The 22,391-nt window shown below is 33.3% G+C and carries 21 protein-coding genes; 14 read left to right on the top strand and 7 right to left on the bottom strand.

Annotated elements, in window-relative coordinates; all coding sequences use genetic code 11:
• Positions 1-16: 16 nt before the first annotated feature.
• The 7 genes from ACFX5D_RS10410 to ACFX5D_RS10380 are packed head-to-tail and all read left to right on the top strand — an operon-like array spanning position 17 to position 8,986.
• Positions 17-1,513, top strand: coding sequence for a GH3 auxin-responsive promoter family protein (locus tag ACFX5D_RS10410; RefSeq protein WP_379858128.1), 1,497 nt, complete (start codon positions 17-19; stop codon positions 1,511-1,513).
• 39 nt (positions 1,514-1,552) lie between these two features.
• Entirely contained in the window at positions 1,553-3,232 is a 1,680-nt protein-coding gene (locus ACFX5D_RS10405) for a DUF6909 family protein (RefSeq protein ID WP_379858127.1), read from the top strand.
• Positions 3,233-3,241: 9 nt separating this feature from the next.
• Positions 3,242-4,219, top strand: a complete 978-nt coding sequence (locus ACFX5D_RS10400) for a hypothetical protein (protein ID WP_379858126.1) — start codon at positions 3,242-3,244, stop codon at positions 4,217-4,219.
• A 49-nt stretch (positions 4,220-4,268) separates the two neighbouring features.
• Positions 4,269-5,576, top strand: a complete 1,308-nt coding sequence (locus tag ACFX5D_RS10395) for an MATE family efflux transporter (RefSeq protein WP_379858125.1) — start codon at positions 4,269-4,271, stop codon at positions 5,574-5,576.
• A gap of 16 nt (positions 5,577-5,592) precedes the next feature.
• Complete coding sequence (locus ACFX5D_RS10390) at positions 5,593-6,612, top strand: glycosyltransferase family 2 protein (RefSeq protein WP_379858124.1); 1,020 nt, start codon at positions 5,593-5,595, stop codon at positions 6,610-6,612.
• Positions 6,613-6,645: 33 nt separating this feature from the next.
• Positions 6,646-7,710, top strand: a complete 1,065-nt coding sequence (locus ACFX5D_RS10385; protein WP_379858123.1) for a hypothetical protein — start codon at positions 6,646-6,648, stop codon at positions 7,708-7,710.
• Positions 7,682-8,986 (top strand): O-antigen ligase family protein, encoded by a 1,305-nt coding sequence (locus ACFX5D_RS10380; protein WP_379858122.1) that lies wholly within the window; start codon positions 7,682-7,684, stop codon positions 8,984-8,986. Before ACFX5D_RS10385 ends, ACFX5D_RS10380 begins: the two co-directional genes overlap by 29 nt.
• On the opposite strand, the gene ACFX5D_RS10375 is transcribed toward ACFX5D_RS10380, so the two are convergent.
• Positions 8,955-10,031 (bottom strand): glycosyltransferase, encoded by a 1,077-nt coding sequence (locus tag ACFX5D_RS10375; RefSeq protein ID WP_379858121.1) that lies wholly within the window; start codon positions 10,029-10,031, stop codon positions 8,955-8,957. The genes ACFX5D_RS10380 and ACFX5D_RS10375 overlap by 32 nt on opposite strands.
• Before the next feature lie 209 nt (positions 10,032-10,240).
• Here ACFX5D_RS10375 and ACFX5D_RS10370 point away from each other — a divergent pair, with 209 nt between their 5' ends.
• The 3 genes from ACFX5D_RS10370 (at position 10,241) to ACFX5D_RS10360 (ending at position 13,837) form a co-directional block, all read left to right on the top strand.
• A complete protein-coding gene (locus ACFX5D_RS10370) occupies positions 10,241-11,224 on the top strand; it encodes a UDP-glucuronic acid decarboxylase family protein (RefSeq protein WP_379858120.1) in 984 nt (327 codons plus the stop codon).
• Between the two features lie 302 nt (positions 11,225-11,526).
• A complete protein-coding gene (locus ACFX5D_RS10365; RefSeq protein WP_379858119.1) occupies positions 11,527-13,065 on the top strand; it encodes an undecaprenyl-phosphate glucose phosphotransferase in 1,539 nt (512 codons plus the stop codon).
• Position 13,066: 1 nt separating this feature from the next.
• Positions 13,067-13,837, top strand: a complete 771-nt coding sequence (locus ACFX5D_RS10360) for a glycosyltransferase family 2 protein (RefSeq protein ID WP_379858118.1) — start codon at positions 13,067-13,069, stop codon at positions 13,835-13,837.
• Here the strand turns inward: ACFX5D_RS10360 and ACFX5D_RS10355 are convergent.
• From ACFX5D_RS10355 to ACFX5D_RS10345, 3 genes are read right to left on the bottom strand one after another with little or no spacing between them, the layout of a single operon-like run.
• Positions 13,827-15,149, bottom strand: a complete 1,323-nt coding sequence (locus ACFX5D_RS10355; RefSeq protein ID WP_379858117.1) for a phenylacetate--CoA ligase family protein — start codon at positions 15,147-15,149, stop codon at positions 13,827-13,829. The two genes, ACFX5D_RS10360 and ACFX5D_RS10355, sit on opposite strands and share 11 nt — an antisense overlap.
• On the bottom strand, positions 15,150-15,452 hold the full coding sequence (locus ACFX5D_RS10350) for a HigA family addiction module antitoxin (protein WP_379852613.1): 303 nt from the start codon (positions 15,450-15,452) through the stop codon (positions 15,150-15,152).
• A gap of 11 nt (positions 15,453-15,463) precedes the next feature.
• Entirely contained in the window at positions 15,464-15,745 is a 282-nt protein-coding gene (locus ACFX5D_RS10345) for a type II toxin-antitoxin system RelE/ParE family toxin (protein ID WP_379858116.1), read from the bottom strand.
• 96 nt (positions 15,746-15,841) lie between these two features.
• On the opposite strand from ACFX5D_RS10345, the gene purD reads away from it, so the two are divergent.
• Positions 15,842-17,116 carry a phosphoribosylamine--glycine ligase gene (purD, locus tag ACFX5D_RS10340; RefSeq protein ID WP_379858115.1) on the top strand — a complete coding sequence of 425 codons (1,275 nt, stop codon included), beginning with the start codon at positions 15,842-15,844 and terminating at the stop codon, positions 17,114-17,116.
• A gap of 33 nt (positions 17,117-17,149) precedes the next feature.
• On the opposite strand, the gene ACFX5D_RS10335 is transcribed toward purD, so the two are convergent.
• The gene (locus ACFX5D_RS10335; RefSeq protein WP_379858114.1) at positions 17,150-17,380 is read right to left on the bottom strand and encodes a DUF6341 family protein; all 231 of its coding nucleotides are present in this window, start codon (positions 17,378-17,380) and stop codon (positions 17,150-17,152) included.
• A 142-nt stretch (positions 17,381-17,522) separates the two neighbouring features.
• On the opposite strand from ACFX5D_RS10335, the gene ACFX5D_RS10330 reads away from it, so the two are divergent.
• Positions 17,523-18,452, top strand: a complete 930-nt coding sequence (locus ACFX5D_RS10330) for a DUF6427 family protein (RefSeq protein WP_379858113.1) — start codon at positions 17,523-17,525, stop codon at positions 18,450-18,452.
• On the opposite strand, the gene upp is transcribed toward ACFX5D_RS10330, so the two are convergent.
• Positions 18,447-19,100, bottom strand: coding sequence for a uracil phosphoribosyltransferase (upp, locus tag ACFX5D_RS10325; protein ID WP_379858112.1), 654 nt, complete (start codon positions 19,098-19,100; stop codon positions 18,447-18,449). The genes ACFX5D_RS10330 and upp overlap by 6 nt on opposite strands.
• 87 nt (positions 19,101-19,187) lie before the next feature.
• On the opposite strand from upp, the gene ACFX5D_RS10320 reads away from it, so the two are divergent.
• A complete protein-coding gene (locus ACFX5D_RS10320; RefSeq protein WP_379858111.1) occupies positions 19,188-19,793 on the top strand; it encodes a DUF4254 domain-containing protein in 606 nt (201 codons plus the stop codon).
• A gap of 44 nt (positions 19,794-19,837) precedes the next feature.
• Positions 19,838-20,851 carry a glycosyltransferase family 9 protein gene (locus ACFX5D_RS10315; RefSeq protein ID WP_379858110.1) on the top strand — a complete coding sequence of 338 codons (1,014 nt, stop codon included), beginning with the start codon at positions 19,838-19,840 and terminating at the stop codon, positions 20,849-20,851.
• Positions 20,852-20,894: 43 nt separating this feature from the next.
• Here the strand turns inward: ACFX5D_RS10315 and ACFX5D_RS10310 are convergent, their stop codons facing one another.
• Positions 20,895-22,352, bottom strand: a complete 1,458-nt coding sequence (locus tag ACFX5D_RS10310) for an FAD-dependent oxidoreductase (protein ID WP_379858109.1) — start codon at positions 22,350-22,352, stop codon at positions 20,895-20,897.
• Positions 22,353-22,391 lie beyond the last annotated feature (39 nt).

Here is a 22,391-nt window from a genome sequence, read left to right as displayed (position 1 = left end):
AGAACAAACATAAAAAATGTCAATAAAATCAGTCGCGGCAAAACTTTTTGCAAACAAAATATATAAAGAAACACAAGCTTGGGCCAAAAATCCTGTTGCAACCCAAAACAAAGTTTTACAAAAGTTAATCAAAAAAGCTAAGGGAACTCAATTTGGTCTTGACCATCATTTTGACACCATAAAAACAAGTGCTGATTTTGCCAAAAATGTTCCAGTTCGGGATTATGAAGCATTAAAAACATATGTTGACAAGGTTGTAAAAGGAGAAGAGAATGTACTTTGGAAAGGAAAACCGCTTTATTTTGCTAAAACATCCGGTACAACTTCTGGTGCTAAATATATTCCCTTGACTAAGGAATCGATGCCGTATCATATTGAAGCAGCAAGAAATGCAATTTTGCATTATATTCACGAAACCGGAAAAGCAAATTTTATTGACGGCAAGATGATTTTTCTTCAGGGAAGCCCAATTCTAGAGGAAAAGTATGGTATAAAACTGGGCAGATTATCTGGAATTGTAGCCCATTTTGTTCCAAAATATTTACAAAAAAACCGAATGCCTTCTTGGGAAACTAATTGCATTGAAGATTGGGAAACCAAAGTAAATGCGATTGTCGAAGAGACATTCAATGAAAACATGACGGTGATTTCCGGTATTCCTTCGTGGGTGCAAATGTATTTTGAAAAACTGCAGCAAAAAGGAGGGAAGCCGGTTGGCGAAATCTTTAAAAACTTCAATTTATTTATTTACGGCGGTGTCAACTACGAACCGTATCGCGCTAAATTTGAAAATTTGATTGGTCGAAAAGTAGACAGCATAGAACTTTTCCCTGCTTCCGAAGGATTTTTTGCCTATCAAGATTCCCAAAAAGAAAAGGGAATGCTGTTGCTGTTAAATTCGGGAATTTTTTATGAATTTATAAAAAGCGACGAATTTTATGCGGATCCCGAAGGTTCTGGACCAAGACGTTATACTATTGGCGAAGTGGAATTGGGTGTAAACTATGTTTTGATTATTTCTACCAATGCAGGGCTTTGGGGATATAACATTGGCGATACAGTCCAGTTTACATCATTAAAACCCTATCGAATCGTTGTTTCGGGAAGAATCAAACATTACATTTCGGCTTTTGGGGAACACGTGATTGGCAAGGAAGTAGAAAGCGCGTTGCAGGAAGCGATAATTGGAAGTACTATTCGGATTAACGAATTTACCGTTGCGCCTCAGATCACACCAGCAGAAGGATTGCCTTACCATGAATGGTTCATCGAATTCGAGAACGAACCGGAAGACAGCGGAGCTTTTGCAGAAGCGATAGACAATGCAATGAGAAAACAGAATATGTATTATGACGATTTGATTGTGGGGAATGTATTGCAAAAAGTAGTTGTAACCAAAGTGGCAAAAAATGGATTTCAGGACTATATGAAATCAATAGGAAAATTAGGCGGACAGAATAAAATACCAAGACTTTCTAATGATAGGAGTATTGTGGATTTATTAAAACAATAAATAAAAGAATTACATTTACGGGTTAGCAAATAAAAAAGAATGAAAGAGACTAGAAATATATCAAGATCCAGAGCACAGGAATCATCGGCAGCTATTGAAAAAATGTACATTACCATGCGTCATTTATTCAATAGAGGTTTTTATAAACCAATGGGAATTTCTGGAGACACATTAAGAGAAGCTTTATTGGCGCTACGCCCAGAAATATATGGAAATATTGGTGAAGAAAAAGTAGAATTAAACGGACTTTTATATGTTATTGAACGCCTTCCACTAGGAATTGAAGAATGTCGTTTTATCAATTTAACCTCGGAAGAAGGATATTCTAAATCCCATTTTAAAGCGATTGTTCCACCTAAAAGACGACGCAATTGCTATCGAATTGATGAGGAACAAATGAATGTTGAAATTACCCGCGGACGTTCCGACATTTATGACATTTTGACGCATTTGACCTTTATTTTCATCGAATCCCATAAAATTAGAAATAGAGTTTTGCTGGATGACGCCGGTGAAGTATCACGCGATTGGTTTAAACTCGAGCAAGCGGTTTCCCAAAATAAAAAACTGACGCTTATAGAAAAAGAGAAAGCGATTTCACATGCAGCGAACATCCTAGGACGAACATTTGAAGAAGTTTTAGACATTTACGATGCGTTTGGTTCGGCTGCTTCCCCGGATCGCTTTTTGCATGTGATTTTCTGGTTAGGAAAATTGGCAATAGAAGAAGTTGTTGATGATAATAAAAGGACGATAACTTTCAGTCCTATTTTGAGAGAACGTTTAGGACATCATATTCATGGTGAAATATGGGCAACTAATATCAAGGAGGTTTTGAAAGAAAACAACCTTTTAGGTCGTCCAATTCATGTTATCAGTGCCAATATGCACAGTGTAATGAACTCTATTTTTGCAACTGAGGTTTTAAAAACCAAGTTCAAAGGCAAATCAGATTTCTTTATTTATGAAGAATTAAGCAAGTCAGGCGCAAATGAAGTTCGCAATCAAGTTGAAGAACTAGCTTTGAAATGTGGAATGATTTCGTTACCAGACACCTCTGGAACGAATATCGACGTTCAAATTTTTGATACCGCAAAAATGGACTGGGCTAAAACTTCGTTCCCAAACGCAAATACAGGTGATAAACAACCGGTATTAATAGTTATGGATTATGCTTTTGGTGAGCAAGCGTATGAAACCATTGATGAATTATTAAAACCCTATAAAAAAGAGACTTTGCTTAATGTAGAATCCGTTTCTATAATGGGAAAAGCGGGAATTCTGGAAGGCGGAAAAGGAGATATCATGATCCCAAATGCGCATATCAATGAAGGAACTGCAGATAATTATTTTTTCGAGAATGAATTAACAGCCGATATGTTTGAAGGCAATGGAATTTCAGTTTTTGCAGGACCAATGGTTACTGTACTGGGAACATCATTGCAAAACAGGGACTTATTGAAGTTTTTCCACGAATCAACGTGGGGCGTAATTGGATTGGAAATGGAGGGTTCTTATTATCAAAAAGCCATTCAATCGGCTTCCAAAATCAGAAAAAGTGTGCCATTAGATGTTAAAGTTAGATATGCTTATTACGCTTCGGATAATCCACTGGAAACCGGAAGCACATTGGCCTCGGGCGGACTGGGAACAACAGGAGTGAAGCCAACGTACTTGATTACCATTAAAATATTGGAACAAATTTTCAACGCAAAATAAAAAAAGTATATGAGCGCAAACTTACCCCAACACAACCCTGAAGATCAAGAAATCGATTTAACACAAATTTACAAAAAGATAAGAAGTTTTTTTGAAGGAATTAATACAGTGATATTCAAATGTATCCGGTTTTTTTTTAGAAATGCGATTGTAATTGTAATTTTATTGATTGTTGGAGTCGGTTTGGGAATGTTTTTGGATGAAACGCAAAAAACATACGATCATCAAATTATAGTTGCGCCAAATTTTAAATCGACAGATTATCTGTATTCGAAAATTGAATTATTAACTTCAAAAATTGCTGAAAAAGACACTTTTTTTTTAAAATCAATCGGAATTAAAAAGCCTTTAGAGGTAACTAAAATTTCAATAGAACCCATCGTTGATGTTTATAAATTAGTAAGTAATAATGAACAAAATTTTGAACTGCTTGAATTGATGGCGCAAAATGGAGATTTAAAAACAGTAGTTAAAGAAACGACCACAAGCAAGAATTATAACTATCACACCATTGTTATTTCGACAAATGGAATAACGAATCAAAATGATATCGTTAAACCGATCTTAGACTATGTAAATACGAGCGGTTATTTTGGCGAAGTCCAAAAAATTTCGGTTAATAATATCCAACAAAAAATAAAGGAAAAAGAAGGTATAATTGTTCAAATTGATGCAATATTGAGCTCTTTTTCAAATGGTAACGCAACTAATAAAAGTGACAAGCTGATTTATTACAATGAAAATATTCAGTTAAATAACATCATTAAAACAAAAGACTCAATAGTAAATGTATTGGGAACATTGAAAATTGATTTATTGAATTCCAGAAGAATTATTAATGAAAACGCAATAAGTCTCAATATTAAAAATAACAAATCGATAAATGGTAAACGTAAAGTTATAATACCAATATTATTTATTTCCCTGTTTATTTTTATTCGGTTTTTTATGTCATTTTATAGAAAACAATCTCTGAAAGCAGAGTAAAATTGGATGTTTGTTAAATTTAACCGAAATTAAATAAATTATTAGAAATTTGAAAATAATTACGCGCTATCTTCAGAAAATGGAGCAAAACCCATTTATTCTTCAAAGTTTAATTACTTTAGTTTTGAGGGTTTTAGGTGTACTTATTTTGTTTGGATTTACTTTATTTCTCACCAAAAATTTTACCCCAAAAACAGTCGGACAATATGATTTTGTTCGCTCCTTTCTGCTGGTAATAGGCAGTATTTGTTTATTGGGATGCGATCAATCGATTTTATATTTTAGAGGAAGATTAAAAAAGTCAGCTACACTGTATGAATTAAAAAACATTTACAAAAAAATGGTTGGGATTGTATTTAGCATGTCGATTATTTTATTTTTGATTGTTTTATGCATAAAAAAAGATTTTGTAAACAATTTTTTTTCGGATCAAGGAGTCTATCAGATTCTTTTAAAATCTTCAGTAATTTTATTTTTTTATGCAATAACAACCTTAAACATTGAGGTTTTTAGAGCGTTAGACCATTTATATGTGGCAGAGTTATTCAGGAATACCATTAAATATATCCCGGTTATTATTGGAGCCATTTTCCTTAATTATTATAACAACGAAACCTATTTGGTTAATGTTTTTCTCTTTGGGTTTGTTGTACTTTCAGTCCTGACATCGGCGATTCTATTTTACTATTTTGGCAGAATAAAGGGCAATAATTCAGAAATGGTTTTTTCGTATAAAGAAATAGTTGTTAAGTCGTATCCTATTGCCATAAGCGGGATGGCTCTGTTTTTATTGATGAGTTTCGATATCCTGTTTTTAAAAAAATATAAAGATGACGCAACAGTTGCTTTTTATGCTTTGGCGGTGAAATTAATGACAATTCTTTCAATGATAATTGTTACGGTTAATATCACAGTTTCCACAAAAATTGCGGAATACTTTTTGACTAAAAACAATTTCGAATTGAATAAAATACTGAGAAATAGTTCTCGGTTAATTTTTATTTTGACATTACCAATTACACTATTAACCTCTTTTTTCTCTGAATGTATTTTGGGTTTTTTTGGCAAAGATTATATTGCCGCAAAAGATGCATTGCTTATTTTAATGATTGGCCAAGGAATTTGTTCCGCTTTTGGATCGGCCCCTGTTTATTTAAATATGACCGGAAGACAACATGTTTTTCAAATAATACTTGTAGTCGCAGTGCTTGTAAATTTTTTTTTAAACAGGCTTTTAATACCGGAATACGGAATGACTGGAGCGGCGATTGCCTTTATTGTAAGTTCGTTTTTTTGGAACTTTATTTCGGCAATGGTTATTTATAAAAAGGACAAAGTAAAAGTGTTTTTGAATTAATTTTAAAAAGGCAGCGGTGCATAATCGAAGTGAAAATGTTTTTTTTAGTATCATAGTTCCTGTTTATAATGTAGAGCATTATCTGGAACAATGTATAGACAGTATTTTGTGTCAAACCTATACTAATTTTGAAATTATTATGGTGAATGACGGATCTACTGATTCTTCTTTAAAAATATGTTCTTCATATGAAAAAAAAGATTCCAGAAATATAATTATCAATAAAGAAAATGGTGGTTTATCTGACGCCAGAAATGTTGGATTATTAAAAGCAAAAGGAGATTATGTTATTTTTACTGATAGTGATGATTATTGGGAGGGGAACACGGTTTTAGATGAATTAAACAGGTTAATAAAGGAATCGCATGCGGATTTAATAATTCATGAGGAGAGCCGTTTTTTTTCAAAAAATCATGTGAAATGTATGTACAACCAACAATATATTGATAATAAAAAAGGCGACTTTAAGAAAGAAGCGGAACAATTAGTTTATTATGATTTATTTGCCGCTTGCGCATGGGACAAAATAGTAAAAAGAACGATATTAATCGAAAATCAACTGTTCTTCCCGTTGGGAAGAAAATCGGAGGATATGGAATGGTGCAGTAGAGTAATGAACTATATAGATACCTTTGCAATTTACCCAAAATCGTTTTATATATACAGACAAGGAAGGCTTGGGTCAATCACGCTACATACTAGTGAAAGCCACATCATGGATGTGTATGAAATGTTGAGAGAAGGCTTAAATAACATCAAAAATGATGAAAAAAGCTTAAATAAAGCCTTAAAAAATTATTGGGCATCAATTTATGTAATACTTTTAAAAGATTTTTATATACTGTCTCCAAGCAACAGAAAAGCTATTTGGAATGATTTAGTTTCGTGGAAATACCTACTTAAAAATGGGCGTAATATTAAATTAGACAAAGTCATGAAGTTTTATAATTTTTTACCTTTTATGATGTTACCTGCTTTTCTCTATATCTATAGGATATTTAATGTTTTACAAAAAAAATATAAAACTTTAAGCTAACGAACCATGAATCAATTCCTTTAAATTTTTATCATGCTAATTAAAATTAAGAAGAGTACGGCAACTTTTATGGTGTTATTTATTGCTAATTTATTTGTGGCTGTAACAGCATTTTATATATTGCCCAAACGATTTTTTTATGATTCAGCTATTATTGCACTCGACAAAGGGAATGAAATAGGGTTTTTGGGTAGTTATCCGCTGACGATATTATTTTATAAAGTAACCGGATTGCGTTATTTACCATTTCCTTTAATTGGCTTGATACAATTTCCCATTCTGGCTTATGTATTGTACAAAATTGGAGTGCCCAATAATTTTAACAAACTAAATGTAAAGAATATCCTTGTTTATTTAGGATTTTTTATGATGGCAATTTTTATGTCAATGCCTTCCAAGGAATTCATTACTTATTTATACGTTGCAATTATTGTATTTCTGTATAGGAATGAAAGAATTTCTTATGGCAAATCAATTGCATTATCGATGTTTCTTTTAGTTCTTTTTGGCGTTTTCTATCGACCGTATTTTCTTTTAATGCCCATTATCGCCTTTGTAATGTATGCGGTCAGTTTCATTAATATTAAAAATAAAACGATTGTCACCCTTTTCTACGGACTATTAATTGTTATTTTTTTGTCATTAGGTTATGGGATGTTGAAAGGACATTATTTTTCCGAAAGTAGTAGAGAAATTGTAAATACGACACGGATAAATGCTTCGGATGCCAATTCTATGATTGTTTCTCCTGTTAAGCCAGACACTTGGTATGGAGAAACTGTAGGCATTGTCTATGGTTTTTTTACGGTTAATGTCCCGTTAAACGGTCTGAAATATATTTTTTCCCCACAAATTATTGCTTTTATTATTTGGCAACTTTTTTTATTTTATATACTTCTTGTGCGTTTCTCAAAATGTTTAATAGATAGAGAAAAGTATAAATACGAACTTTGGATATTGCTAATTTTGTTTTCTTATTTTATTGTTCAAGGTGTATTTGAACCTGATTTAGGAACGGCAATTCGCCATAAAATAGGAGTTTTTCCTCTAATTTATTATGCTTTATATTATGAACATTTCAGAAAAAAACTTCAATAAAATTTTCAACATTTTTTTATTTTTGATTGCCAGTACGATGATTTTTAGAAAACCATGTACTGATCTGATTATACTATTTGCGGCATTTAATTTATTCTTTGTAAAACAATTAAAATTCACTAAAACATCTTTGTTGCTAACAGCAGTTATTGCTTCACCATTATTAATGGAAGTTTTGCTTTTTTGGAATAATGATTCGTATCCAATGGGGTTAAAATCTATCGAAAAAAGTGTTTCCTTACTTATCTTTCCGTTATTTATTTTGGGTAATTATCAACGTGTACAATTTTACAAATTAGTTCAATTCTATAGATTCACAACGACGGGAATGATGTTATTTTTCTTTTTTCGGTTTATGGCTGTAGCTCCAGATTTAATGAATAAATATCTAAACGGAATTGATTTATGGGAAATGGGGTATCAGTTTTCTAATAGTATCGGGATTCATGCGCCGGCACTTAATATGCACCTTGCTTTTGTAGCTATTATTACTCTTTATTTTGTCTTTAATGCCTTTCGCGAAAGAAAAAGTATAATAATTAAAATCGCCAACTTCACCATTTTTATACTTGCATTTTTCTTTGTTCTTTTTGTGAATACTCGAATGGCTTTGTTTAATATGCTAATGGGTTTTGTTTTGGTTTTTTTCTATGAAGTGATCCGAAAATATAATTTTAAAAAGGTTGTTGCAATATCAGCTGTCGGATTGGTTTTGTTGGGTAGTATCTTTTTGTTGTTTCTCCAAAAAAACCCTTATATGAAAGAGAAATATTCCTCAGTGACATTTGCTTATATGGATAAAGTGGGGAAACTTGACAAGATAGAAAATCCAGAAATCAAAGTGTTTAATTCATTTGTTACTCGAGCATCTATATGGAAATCTGCCTGGGAACTTTCGTTAAAAAGCTTACCTTTTGGTGTTGGAGCTTCTGATGGGAAACCAGAATTAATTAAATATTACAAACAAACTAACCAGCATTTTTTGGCAAAATATGAATTTCCTACGCACAATCAGTTTCTTGATTTTTTATTAAAATATGGGTTTTTAGGTCCAATAGTCGTCTTTTTGTACATTTTCACTATCGGCTATTTGGGTTTTGACTTAAAAAACGCAATAATCATTTCATTCTTTTTTATCTTTTTTGCTTCAAATCTCACCGATGATTTTCTGCTTCGTTTTGACGGAATTGCATTTAGTGGTTTGTGGTTTTCTGTTTTTGGAAGTTATTGGGTGCAAGAGAAATTTACTGCTGATAAAGAGAAATTAGTTGTTTGAAATTTTTGTTTTTATCATATAATTTATAGCATCGTTCTAATGCTTTTTTGCCAAATATTTTTCTTGTGTTTTCGTCCTCTAGAATTTCGAAACAGTGGTCGAGTTCATCGATTTCATTAAAAAGAAATCCTGTTTCATTATGCAGTACCACATCTTTATTGCCAATTATATTTGTTGCCAAAACGGGTTTTTTCATTGCCATAGCCTCTAACACCGCAATGGGTAATCCTTCCCAAAGTGATGTTTGGATGTATATATCAATAGCATTGAGTTCTGTCAAGGCATTATCTCTTTCCAGGAACCATCCGGTAATTCGGATATTTGGGGCCGTTATTTCGTGCCTTAATTCGCCGTCACCAATCCAAACAAAATTAAAATCGGGAAACTTTAGCGCAATTGCATTGAAAAGTTTCGGATTTCTTGCAAAAGTGATTCGTCCTACAATCCCAATTGTTAAGACCTCATTTTTATGGTCTGCAATCTTATTATTGACATATTCAATATCGATTCCGTTTCTGACCAAAGAAGATTTTCCTATTGTTTTTGCAATTTTATATTCAGTATCGCCACAAGCAATTGTTTTGCCACCAAATAATTTTTGGAAGCTTTTTTCAATCATCCAGTATACTTTTTTATTCCAATTGGAAATGTCTGTTCGAAGAAAGGAATACCCATGAGGCGTATAAAACAGTTTCTTTTTTTTGAATAATAAAAAACAGACAAACCTGCCCAGAACCCCAGCTTTTGAAGAATGGAGATGAATAACATCCGGATTTAGTCTTCGAAGTACTGCAGCTAACTGTAGTGTGGATTTAAGGTCTTTTATTGGAGAAAAATTGCGAACCATGCTTAATTCAATAAGCGAAACTCCATTTGAAAATTCCTGCTTTATTTTATCCGAATCAATTTCTTTTCGATTGCCACTATAAATAATCGTTGTATCAATGGTCTTATTTATTTCAGGATTTCCAAAAAAAAAGGATAAATCTTTGAAATAAGTATGAACTCCTCCTGCTACGGCTTCAACAACATGAACAACTTTCAAAATAGAAGATTTTTAGTTGCACAAAAATATATAAAATTGAACTAGAAATACCTCTTTTGTGAAAGTCAATATACGGAGAAAATTAATTCTTCCGAAGAGGATTAACAAATAATAATAAAGATTAATGTCTAAAATTTATTGAATCTAAAGCAAGTAAAAACACCATAATTTCCTTGATAATTTATACCTTGCAATCGTAAAATTGATTTATGAAAAGAATACTTATCACTGGAGCCGCTGGATTTTTAGGATCGCATCTTTGCGACCGTTTTATTAAGGAAGGCTATTTTGTTATTGGAATGGATAATCTCATCACGGGAGATTTAAAAAACATAGAACATTTGTTCAAACTGGAAAATTTTGAATTTTATCACCATGATATCACCAAATTTGTGCATGTTCCCGGCCAGTTAGATTATATTTTGCATTTTGCCTCACCGGCCAGTCCAATAGATTATTTAAAAATTCCGATACAAACCTTAAAAGTGGGTTCACTAGGTACGCACAATCTTTTAGGTTTGGCGCGAGTAAAAAATGCCAGAATACTTATTGCATCCACTTCGGAAGTCTATGGAGATCCATTGGTTCATCCGCAAACCGAAGAATATTACGGAAATGTAAACACAATAGGACCAAGAGGTGTTTACGATGAAGCGAAACGTTTTCAGGAATCAATAACAATGGCGTACCATACTTTTCATGGTGTCGAAACCAGAATCGTTCGAATTTTCAATACGTACGGTCCACGAATGAGACTCAATGACGGTCGAGTTATTCCTGCTTTTATAGGTCAGGCTCTTCGCGGTGAAGACTTAACTATTTTTGGTGATGGAATGCAAACGCGTTCTTTTTGTTATGTTGATGATCAGGTCGAAGGTATTTTTAGATTATTGCATTCTGATTATGTTTTACCTGTAAATATTGGTAATCCGGATGAAATTACTATTAAAGATTTTGCTGAAGAAATCATTAAACTGACAGGAACTAATCAGAAAGTTGTTTATTTTCCTTTACCAATAAATGATCCGTTGCAACGTCAGCCTGATATTACAAAAGCAAGAAAATTGCTAGGTTGGGAAGCAAAGGTAGATCGTTCCCAGGGAATGAAAATCACTTATGATTATTTTAAATCATTGTCTAAAGAAGAACTTTCGAAAGAAGAACACAAGGATTTTTCGGGTTATATAAAGTAAATAAATTTGTTTTAAGGAAATGTCTCATTTTCGTTATTTATTAATCGTATTGGAGGATTCCCATTTATAAATAGAATAAATTATAGATTTATCTGATAAAAAAAATAAAATGTATTGGATTATAAATTAATTTGGGGATTTATAGGGGATTGTATAGTTTTAATATACATTTAAACTTTTATTAAATAGAAAAATAGCAGCATATTTACGTACTATAATTTTTTGTGGTTCCTCCAAAGTAGTTAAGTAGCATACTTTTGATTTCAATAATAAGAACATTTTATTATTTTTAATTCTGTAAGATGTTATTTAATATTGCTGTTTGCCTGCAAAACAAATTAAATATTATGTTGGAAAGTCAAAGTGAACCGATTATAAATAATGATTATTACCTACGACAATTTCAAAGCATTGTCAATGGAAATTTTACGAAAAGAAAAGAACGAAAACCCAATAGGTTATCATCTCTCATTATGACTGCATCTCAAACAGGAAGATATTCAAAATACATTAGGCCAATAAGCGTTACAATAGACCTATTGATTATTTCTGTTATGAGCATGTCTTTCTTTAAAGGACTTAATTTAAATACGGAATTTCATCTTGTTTATCAAATTATAGGATGGATCAGTGCTGCTGTTTTTATTCAATTTTATGAAATTTATCGCTTTACTACCCCAATAGAAATTATTTCCAAGATACTTAAGCAATCTGTGTTGTTTCTATTGATAGTTATCGCTTATTTCCCCTTCGAAAAACAAGTTATTTTTAGTGGAACTGCTGTCGCTTTTTTTATGATTTCTAGTATAGTACTTGTCTCTTTATCTAAATTTTTATTGTTTTATTATTTGAAAGAATATCGAATAATAACAGGGAGTAATTATAGAAGCGCTGTAATTATAGGATATACACCGGAGGCAATTCGATTGAAAGATCTTTTTGAAACAAGAAATGACTATGGCTATCGTTTTTTTGGATATTTTTCAGACAAGAAATCAAATCAAAACATTAGAGGAAAATTGGCTGATTTGAAGCCTTTTATATTACAAAATAGTATTGATGAAATTTATTGTTCCTTGAATGAAATTTCTAATGAGCATTTGAAAGATTTAATTAATTTTGCCGATGAAAATAATAGAACAATTAAATTCATACCGGATAGTAAAGAAATTTTTTCAAAGAATTTAAAAATCGATTACTACGATTTTTTTCCAGTGCTTTCATTAAAGAAAACGATCCTACATGAACCGGTTATCAAAGTTCTTAAGAGATCTTTTGACGTTGTTTTTTCATTGTTAGTGGTGCTTCTTCTTCTATCGTGGTTAATGCCAATATTAGCAATTTTAATAAAATTAGAATCCAAAGGTCCTGTTTTTTTCAAACAAGGCAGACCCGGAATTGATGAAAATGAATTTTTTTGTTACAAATTTCGCTCCATGAGAATCAATGGAACAACTGAAAATGAGGCTTCGAAAAATGATCCTCGCGTAACCAGAATAGGGCGGTTTATGAGAAAAACAAGTATCGATGAAATGCCACAATTTATTAATGTATTACTAGGTGATATGTCCGTTGTAGGGCCTCGTCCGCATCTTTGGGCGCAAAATAAATCATACGGGAAGAAAATTAAAAAATATATGGTACGCCATTGCGTTAAACCAGGCATCACAGGTTTAGCACAAATTAGTGGGTGTCGAGGCGAAATTGAAACCGAAACCGATATGGTTAACCGTATAAAATTTGATGTTTTTTACATCGAAAACTGGTCACTCATCTTAGATTTGAAGATAATTTCACAAACGGTTATCAATGTTCTAAAAGGCGAAGAAAAAGCATATTAAAATGGAATTAGTATCTATTATAACGCCTTCTTTCAATTCTGATAAATTTATTGCGGGGACAATTCAATCGGTGCAAAATCAAACCTATCTGAACTGGGAAATGATTATTGTGGATGATTGCTCTACTGATAAAACGGTTTCTATAGCTGAATATATTGCCAATAATGACAACAGAATTAAGGTTTATAAACTAGACAAAAATTCAGGAACCGGAATTGCGAGAAATACTGGTTTAGAAAAAGCTTCAGGGAAGTATATTGCGTTCTTGGACGCAGACGATTTATGGAAACCAAATAAACTGGAAATTCAAATTACTTTTCTAAGAAATAATAATTTACCATTTACTTTTTCCTATTACGATTGCATCAATGAACAAGGAACGGAATTGAATAAAAGAGTGGAAGCCCCCAGAAATCTTTCCTATAGACAGTTGTTTTTTTGTAATTATGTGGGGAATCTTACGGGTATTTACGATGTAAATTATTTTGGAAAAATAGCTATTTCTTCCATCAGGAAACGCCAGGATTGGATGTTATGGCTTACGATTCTAAAGAAGGTAAAAAGTGCGAAACCTATCCCTAAGAGCCTAGCTTTTTACAGAATTAGAGAAAACTCCATATCAGCTTCTAAAGTTAATTTATTAAAGCACAATTTTACCGTTTATAGAAGATTCCACGGGTTTAATTTAGTACTTTCATTGCTTTGTATGACGGGTTTTTTATTTACACAATTGCTAATCAAACCGCGTTACAGAAAAAATATTAAAGCATAGATTTAAACTGTTTTAATTTTCCGCGATTGCTTCTTGCTAAAACTTCTTTTCTCGTAAATTTAAAGTTCAAACCAGATTCCAGATATAATTCAATCGCTTTTTTAATTTTTTGAATTTGTGCCAAATTTAATTCGGTTTCACTTACATATTCAATTTCAAAACAATCAATTTTTGTTTGTTGAATAATAAATTCCTTTACGTTTCCGTCGTCTTCTATAAAGCTTTTGGTTACATAATAAAACGTCAATCCAGGCGATCTTTTTCCACTTGGTAAAATAGCAACATCGTTTGTTCTCCCAATTAATTTCTGGAGTATGGGTTTTTTTAAGGTGCTTTTTTCGTCCAGAATTCCAATATCGCCAATGTCATAGCGTATAAACGGATGTGCTTTGTTGAATAAGGAAGTAATCACGATGCGACCAGAAGTTCCATTTGGCACAGCTCTATTATCGTCATCTAAAATCTCGACAAATAAGGTTTCTGAATTTACCAGCCACTCTCCATCTGTCCCGAAACTTCGGGATTGAAAAGCTATTAAATCCAATTCCGAAGCGCCGTATTCGTTGACAATTGGTATGCCAAATTGTTTTTCTAACAGTATTTTATCATCCTCAAAAAGCATTTCGGAAGTCACCATGCAGACTTTTAAAGTTGGACAAATTGCTGATAATATAATATTTCTCTTTTGTAAAAATTTGGCAAACAAAACAATCGAACTCGTATATCCGTTGATATAATCAAATTTTTTGGTTCGAAAATGTTTCAAAAACGCTTCTAAAACATCATCTGATAAATCAAAGATGGAGAATCGAAATCGATTACTAAGGAAATCTTTAAAACGTTCTTTTTTGTTTCCAATAAAATCCATTGGAATTCCATAAAAACGCGCTTGATACGAAGTGTTGAAATCAATTCCATACCAACCAAAACGATAGATATTAGAAGCCCAAGTCAAGGCATGACTGTATTTGTCTTTGCCAAAAATAAAGGGGTCGCCGCTAGAGCCGGAGGTTTTATTGATGTAGCTGTTTTTAGTAGAATATCCTTTTGAAAGTCTTTCCGATAATGGTTTTTGTAAATTTTGTTTATTTAAAATGGGTAAATCATTCCAATTTTTAGAATTTTTTGGACCAACTAATTTTTTATAAAAGGGATTGTTTTGCAAATGAAACGCAACAATTTCTTGTTTTTTGTTTTCGACAAAAGCTTTGTGTTCTTTTTCTGAGAAAGCGACAATTTTTCGCAATTCGGCTTTGGCTTCCTTCATCGGGAAACCATTTATTTGGAGCGTTAAGTCGAAAATTGGAATCATCTAAGCTACTTTAGGAGTATCAAAACGTTTAATAGATTGCAGTTCTTGTGCCTTATTTTCTTTTTCTTCTTCAATATCAAAATCATCTTGAAGTCCAAGCCAAAATTTAGCGGAGTTACCAAAATATTGACTCAAACGCAAAGCGGTGTCAGCCGTAATTCTTCTGTTTCCTTTTGTAATTTCAGAAATTCTGGTTTGCGGAATTTTCAAATCCTTAGATAAGCGGTATGCCGTTATTTCTAGCGGAATAAGAAATTCTTCTAATAAAATTTCACCAGGATGTATATTTTTTAATTTTTCCATTTTTAACTATTTTAATGATAATCTACAATTTCAACAAAGTAGGCATTTCCATTATCCCAAATGAAAATAATTCGCCAATGATTGTTAATTCGAATGCTGTAATAGTCTTTTAAATTTCCATTTAATTTTTCTAGTCGGTTTGACGGTGGAATTCTCAAATCTATCAAATCTAGAGAATTGTTTAGCATCCTTAGTTTTCTTCTACCAATTTGCTGTATTTCCATTGAAGGTTTTCTTACAACAATTCCATTCCATATTTTTTCTGTTTCTTTAGATCCAAATGAAATTATCATATCTTTAGCGTTACTAACGTCAAAAGTAAGTAAAAAAAATTATTATTTCAACTTAAAACGAACTATTTTTGCACGACAACTAAAGAAAACTACACCATGACAATTTTACTACTAGGTTCAGGCGGAAGAGAACATGCATTTGCATGGAAAATGATTCAAAGTCCGCTTTGTGACATACTTTTTGTAGCTCCAGGAAACGCAGGGACAGCCGCAATAGCTACTAACATTGATATGATTCCAACTGATTTTGATGCGATCAAAGCTTTCGTTCTTAAGGAAAAAGTAGAAATGGTTGTTGTAGGACCAGAAGATCCATTAGTAAAAGGGATTTATGATTTCTTTTTAAATGATACCGAATTAAAACATATTCCAGTTATTGGGCCATCAAAAATTGGTGCTCAATTAGAAGGAAGTAAAGAATTTGCTAAAGAATTCTTGATTAAACATAATATTCCAACAGCGGCTTACGATAGTTTTACTGCCGAAACAGTTGAAAATGGATGTGAATTTTTGGAGAAACTGCAACCGCCTTATGTTTTAAAAGCGGATGGATTGGCAGCAGGGAAAGGAGTTTTGATTATTCACGATTTGGCGGAAGCCAAAGAAGAATTAAGAAATATGTTGGTTCATCAAAAATTTGGTGCTGCCAGTTCAAAAGTGGTTATCGAAGAATTTCTGGATGGTATAGAATTAAGTTGTTTTGTTCTTACTGATGGAAAAAGCTATAAAATTTTACCAACTGCTAAAGATTACAAACGAATTGGCGAAGGTGACACAGGGTTAAATACAGGCGGAATGGGAGCGATTTCTCCAGTTCCTTATGTTGACGCTGTTTTGATGGAAAAGATCGAAACACGCATCGTAAAACCAACCATTGACGGTTTCCAGAAAGATGGTATTCCGTATAAAGGATTCGTTTTTATTGGATTAATAAATGTGAATAACGAACCGATCGTAATTGAATACAATGTGAGAATGGGTGATCCGGAAACAGAAGTGGTTATTCCAAGATTGAAAACCGATTTAGTTGAATTATTTTTGGCGGTAGCCAATGAAAAACTGGATGAAATTACGCTGGAGGTTGACGTAAGAAGTGCTACTACAATTATGGTCGTTTCTGGAGGATATCCTGAGGATTTCGAAAAAGGAAAAGTAATTTCAGGATTAGAAAATATAACTGATTCGATTGTTTTTCATGCAGGAACAAAATTAGACAACGGAAATGTCGTATCTAATGGAGGAAGAGTATTAACGGTAACTTCGTATGGAAATGATTTTGAAGAGGCCATAAAAAAATCTTACCAAAACATAGACAAGCTAAATTTTGATAAGATGTATTTTAGAAAAGATATTGGAAACGATTTAAAATAAGATATAATAACTGTTCACTTTTTTTTAAAATTATTATTTTAAGAAAGAGTGAGCTGTTGTATCTTGATTTTCCTCACCATTATCTTGGTGAAGTTTCAATTGCAAAATCCAATATACCATTGCAGCTGCACAAATAATCATAAAAATCCAGTTGATGGTGTTAGCAACAAACCAAGATTTTAGCTCTAATGAGCGTAAAAAGTCTAGGGGAGTAAATAAAATATTTACAAATAAGTATTGTATTCCTTCGAAAAATGCTTTCATAATGTATAAAATTAATTTTATTAATTGTTTTAAAGAGTAACTGGCAGACAAAAGTTCTTGTTCATAAAGAATATTTTGAACTTAAAGCCGTTCCTTTTAAACAAGTATTATATTTACAGTCACAAAAGTATAAAATATCCTTATGATAACAAGTGTTTTTAAGAAATCTACACCATTAAATTTTTCTCTGGTTGTTATATTAATACTAGTTTTCTTTTTAATGTACCAGTTTCAGGATATTTCTTGGATGAATTCAGGTATTTTAATTGTAATAAAAGGAATAATATTAAGTGTTTTATTAGCTTCAGTTTTAATTACTAATTTCGTTGCAAAGAAAAATGGATTGAGTAAAGACAGCACTTACACCATCTTTTTCTATTTTTTATTTCTGCTTTTTTGTCCTTCGTTGCTGGATAATATTAATTTGGTTGTGTCGAATTTCTTTATTTTATTAGCACTTCGCCGACTAATTTCTCTGCAATCACTCAAAGCTTCTAATGAAAAAATATTTGATGCCTCATTATGGATTTTTGTAGCTAGTTTATTTCATTTTTGGAGTATTCTTTTTATTGTTTTGGTATTTATATCAATACTTTTTCATGTTTCCAGAGAGTTAAAAAATTGGGTGTTGCCGTTCATCGCCCTTTTTATTGTTGGGATTATCTCGATCCTTTTATCGATGATTTTCAATGTTAGTATCATTGAATTTTTGAATAAAAATGCAACGACTAATTTTGAGATTAATTATTTTACTAATAATTATCAGAATGGTGCTTTATCTATTTATGCAACGGTAGCATTATTTTTTGTAATATCTATGTTTGCAACTATATCGCACAGGCCACTGCTTTTACATACCTCATTTAAAAAAATAATTGCATCGTTTTTTATTGGAGTGCTAATTTTCGTGGTTTCGCCGGATAAAAGCAATGATTTATTAGTATTCACTTTTGCCCCGATGGCAATAATGGCCACAAGCCACATTGAAGTTGCCCAATTAAAATTGAAACAGGAAATGGTACTATTTGTACTTATAGCATGTAGTCTTTTTGCTTTTTTCTCTCAATTATAATTTTTCTCCGAAAGCTAAATCTCCCGCATCTCCAAGACCCGGTACAATGTAGCTTTTCTCGTCAAGCTTCTCGTCTAATGCGGCTATCCACAGATGACAATTGTGAGGTAAATGTTTTTCCAGGAACGCAATTCCTTCTGGAGCAGCAATAGTTACAGCAATGTGAATTTCTTTTGGCGTGCCTCTTTCCATTAATCTGTTGAAAACAGCAACGATAGATTGTCCAGTGGCAAGCATAGGATCTATCAACAATAAATTTTTATTATTGATATCGGCAATGGCTTGGTATTCAACTTTAATATCAAAATAAGCATCGTTGTTTGGATGGTGCCTGAAGGCAGATACAAATCCATTTTCAGCGCTGTCAAAATAATTTAAGAAGCCCATATGCAAGGGTATTCCCGCTCGCAAAATGGAACATAAAACCAATTGATCCTTAATTTGAGTCGTTTTTTTTATGCCAAGAGGGGTTTGGATTTCGATGTCGGAATAATGCAATTCCTTGCTCAATTCATAGGCCATTATTTCACCAATACGTTCAATATTTCTGCGAAAACGCATGCTATCATTGTGAAGATTTACGTTTCTGATTTGTCCTAAAAAATGATTCAGGACGCTATTGTTTTCTGATAAAATATGAATTTGCATGATTTGAATTTTGAAATTAAACTTCTAAAAGTTTTTTTAATCTATAAAAGTATAAAAAAGTATCTTTGCGTTATAAAATATAAAGATATGTTTTCAAAGTTAGGTTACTCCGTTTTCGAACAAAGTATTAAAGATTATCACCAGTTTGATACTGTTGAACAACCAATAAACAACCCTTTTCCAAAGGATAAATTCGAACATTTATTATATTCTAAAAATTGGGTAGATACCGTGCAATGGCATTATGAGGATATTATTAGAGATCCAAATATTGACCCGGTTGAAGCATTGATATTAAAACGTAAAATAGATGCTTCCAATCAGGTCCGTACTGATATGGTGGAATATATTGACAGTTATTTTCTTCAAAAATACAGTCACGTAGCCGTAAAAGAAAACGCTAAAATCAATTCTGAAAGTCCTGCTTGGGCATTTGACCGATTATCAATTTTAGCCTTGAAAATTTACCACATGAATGAAGAAGCCAATCGCGCCGAAGCTTCTCAAGAGCACAGAGATAAATGTCAAGAAAAATTGAATGTTTTATTGGAACAAAGATCCGATTTGTCAACTGCAATTGATGATTTGTTACAAGATATTGAAAACGGTGATAAATTCATGAAAGTGTACAAACAAATGAAAATGTACAATGATGACGAATTGAATCCTGTTTTGTACCAAAGCAAGAAATAATTCTGCATTTTAAATTGTCCAAAAAAATCCAGCATATAGCCGTCATGAGACTTTCCGCAATGGGAGATGTCGCCATGACGGTTCCTGTTTTACGCGCTTTTGTAAATCAGTATCCCGAGGTTAAAATCACAGTGATTTCCAGAGCTTTTTTTAAACCCTTTTTTGATGGAATTTGCAATATTTCTTTTTTTGCTTTCGATGAAAAGGAAAGACATAAAGGGGTGGTAGGATTGTTGCGTTTGTTCCAAGATTTAAAAGGATTGCATATTGATGCTTTCGCCGATTTGCATAACGTTTTGCGCTCTAAAATCGTCCGAAGTCTTTTTGCTTTAAGCGGGAAAAAAGTAGCGTCGGTAAATAAAGGAAGAGCGGAAAAAAAGGCTTTGACACAAGCCGAAAATAAAGTTTTCAAGCAACTGCCCACCATGTTCGAGAGACACTCCAACGTTTTTAGTGAACTTGGTTTCACAGTTGATTTGTCTCATATAGTATTTCCCAAAAAAGCAGTTTTAGATAAAGAAATTTCAATTATTCTTGGAGAAAATAACAAAAAATTAATTGGAATTGCTCCTTTTGCACAATACGATTCTAAAGTATATCCGTTGGATTTAATGCAAGAGGTTATCAATCAATTAGCCAAAAACACGAATTGTAAAATTTTACTTTTTGGCGGAGGGAAAAAAGAAATTGCAATTTTAAATTCTCTTGTAAATAACAACAAAAACGTCATTAATTTGGCGGGACAACTCAAATTTCAGCAGGAACTACAACTTATCAGTAATCTTGATGTGATGTTGTCCATGGATTCCGGGAATGCGCATATTGCTGCCATGCTTGGTGTGAAAGTCATTACGCTTTGGGGAGCGACGCATCCTTTTACAGGATTTTCACCTTTCAATCAACCATTAGAAAATGCTTTGGTTTCCGACAGAAAGTTATTTCCAAAATTACCTACTTCGGTGTATGGAAATAAAAAAGTAGAAGGATATGAAGAGGTAATGAGAACCATTTCGCCAGCGAAAGTGGTTTCTACTGTTCAATCGCAACTTATCGTTTAATAGATAAATTGTAGCAGATTGAAACCAGCAATTTAAGTTATATTTATATGTCTTTTTTCTGTAAACACCGTCCTCTAGGTTCATCACCCTCATGAAGCACAATTTCGGAATGTAGGAACTGTGCGGCGGCGGCTGAATCTTTCACTTTAGAAGCACTTCGTTCTAACATTTCGGATTCAAATTCAGTTAATACACTTTTTCTTATTCCAGCTTTTCTCCATTGAGATAAGGAGTTACATCCTTTTGAGATTCCGCGAGCTAAAAGGAGTGCATCTAGCAACGCTTGATTCGCTCCCTGTCCTTTGAATGGACTCATTGGGTGAGCCGCGTCCCCAATCAAGGTAACTTGTCCGCCTTTCTCCAATAATTCTGATTGGAGTAGTTCTCGGTCATACACAGGATAGCCAGAAATCTGAGCCTTTAGAGTCGCAGCTAGAATGGCAGGAATTGGATCGTGCCACTGCGTTCTGCGACACGCTTCTTCCTTGAGCGCTTGAGGTCCTTGAGCACTTAAAGCCTTAGCTTCTTTTTCTGTCATTGGGAAGCTAAGTTGCCACATAACGGAGTCTGACATATAAGGCATTATGTAGATTCGTTCATTGCCATTGGCGGTCTGAAATACAGTTGCCGAGTCCAGCAAAGAACTATTCATCCCTTCGAGAGCGCTCAAAGGACAAATGCCCAATATCACAATGCAACCTAAGTAGCGTAAAGGGGTACTATCATCACCAATCAGCAATCTCCTGACGGAACTACGAATACCATCGGCTCCAACCACAAGATCCGCCTTGGAGCGCTGAATCTCTCCATTCACTTCAAAAGTCAGATCAACACCTTCATTCTCAGATGTCGCAAAATCCACTAATTGGTGTCCCCATTGTACCGCATCATGTCCGCCGAGTTGCTCAAGTAGTGCTAAGCGTAAAGACTGCCGTGCGATATGCACATTTGTACGTTTCGTATACGTTTTTTCATCAGTCTGCACCCATTTTCTGACACCCCATTCCCCAATCACTTTTCCGTCTGTAGTATGCACCACATGTCTGGTTGAAATCACACCATCTTCCAACGAGAAAATACCCAATCCCTCGATTGCTTTACTGGCTTGTTGTAAAGTGAGTCCATAGCCCTGAGATCGAGCTTCAAAGTTACTGTCGCGCTCATAAAGGGTAAAAGGAATTCCGCGGTGCAAACAAGCCACGGCTAATGCCGCACCGCCTATCCCACCACCAATTATAGCAAGGCGTGGGTACTTTTCTTTATCTGCTATTGGAGGATTAGCAGAAGGAAGCAATCCGGAGCCGTTACAGTTCAAGCAGGTGTACAGGTGACCTCTAGGATGAACTGGTTTCGTCCCTTCGCCATTGGTTTTTTCAAATTCATCGAATGCTATCATGTATTGGCGTCGCGCTTTCATGCTGAGCCCTCGACTTTTTTTGCCGCGTCCCTGACATTCGGGACAAAAAGTCCAGCTTGCTTCTGCATTTTTAACCTTTTTCACTTCTTATTTATTTTACTTGATCTTGACTACCCTTTCTAA

It is taken from the genome of Flavobacterium fructosi, from assembly GCF_042787335.1.
Classification (GTDB): domain Bacteria; phylum Bacteroidota; class Bacteroidia; order Flavobacteriales; family Flavobacteriaceae; genus Flavobacterium; species Flavobacterium fructosi.
The sequence above is the reverse complement of the archived record's forward strand: the minus strand, read 5'-3'. Positions and strand labels throughout refer to the sequence as shown.

Bases quoted from the DNA above. Each gene is read 5' to 3' on its own strand.
- ACFX5D_RS10410 (WP_379858128.1), top strand. From the start codon at position 17: ATGTCAATAAAATCAGTCGCGGCAAAACTTTTTGCAAACAAAATATAT.
- ACFX5D_RS10405 (WP_379858127.1), top strand. From the start codon at position 1,553: ATGAAAGAGACTAGAAATATATCAAGATCCAGAGCACAGGAATCATCG.
- ACFX5D_RS10400 (WP_379858126.1), top strand. From the start codon at position 3,242: ATGAGCGCAAACTTACCCCAACACAACCCTGAAGATCAAGAAATCGAT.
- ACFX5D_RS10385 (WP_379858123.1), top strand. From the start codon at position 6,646: ATGCTAATTAAAATTAAGAAGAGTACGGCAACTTTTATGGTGTTATTT.
- ACFX5D_RS10380 (WP_379858122.1), top strand. From the start codon at position 7,682: ATGAACATTTCAGAAAAAAACTTCAATAAAATTTTCAACATTTTTTTA.
- ACFX5D_RS10370 (WP_379858120.1), top strand. From the start codon at position 10,241: ATGAAAAGAATACTTATCACTGGAGCCGCTGGATTTTTAGGATCGCAT.
- ACFX5D_RS10365 (WP_379858119.1), top strand. From the start codon at position 11,527: ATGTTATTTAATATTGCTGTTTGCCTGCAAAACAAATTAAATATTATG.
- ACFX5D_RS10360 (WP_379858118.1), top strand. From the start codon at position 13,067: ATGGAATTAGTATCTATTATAACGCCTTCTTTCAATTCTGATAAATTT.
- ACFX5D_RS10355 (WP_379858117.1), bottom strand. From the start codon at position 15,149: ATGATTCCAATTTTCGACTTAACGCTCCAAATAAATGGTTTCCCGATG.
- ACFX5D_RS10350 (WP_379852613.1), bottom strand. From the start codon at position 15,452: ATGGAAAAATTAAAAAATATACATCCTGGTGAAATTTTATTAGAAGAA.
- ACFX5D_RS10345 (WP_379858116.1), bottom strand. From the start codon at position 15,745: ATGATAATTTCATTTGGATCTAAAGAAACAGAAAAAATATGGAATGGA.
- purD (WP_379858115.1), top strand. From the start codon at position 15,842: ATGACAATTTTACTACTAGGTTCAGGCGGAAGAGAACATGCATTTGCA.
- ACFX5D_RS10335 (WP_379858114.1), bottom strand. From the start codon at position 17,380: ATGAAAGCATTTTTCGAAGGAATACAATACTTATTTGTAAATATTTTA.
- ACFX5D_RS10330 (WP_379858113.1), top strand. From the start codon at position 17,523: ATGATAACAAGTGTTTTTAAGAAATCTACACCATTAAATTTTTCTCTG.
- upp (WP_379858112.1), bottom strand. From the start codon at position 19,100: ATGCAAATTCATATTTTATCAGAAAACAATAGCGTCCTGAATCATTTT.
- ACFX5D_RS10320 (WP_379858111.1), top strand. From the start codon at position 19,188: ATGTTTTCAAAGTTAGGTTACTCCGTTTTCGAACAAAGTATTAAAGAT.
- ACFX5D_RS10315 (WP_379858110.1), top strand. From the start codon at position 19,838: ATGAGACTTTCCGCAATGGGAGATGTCGCCATGACGGTTCCTGTTTTA.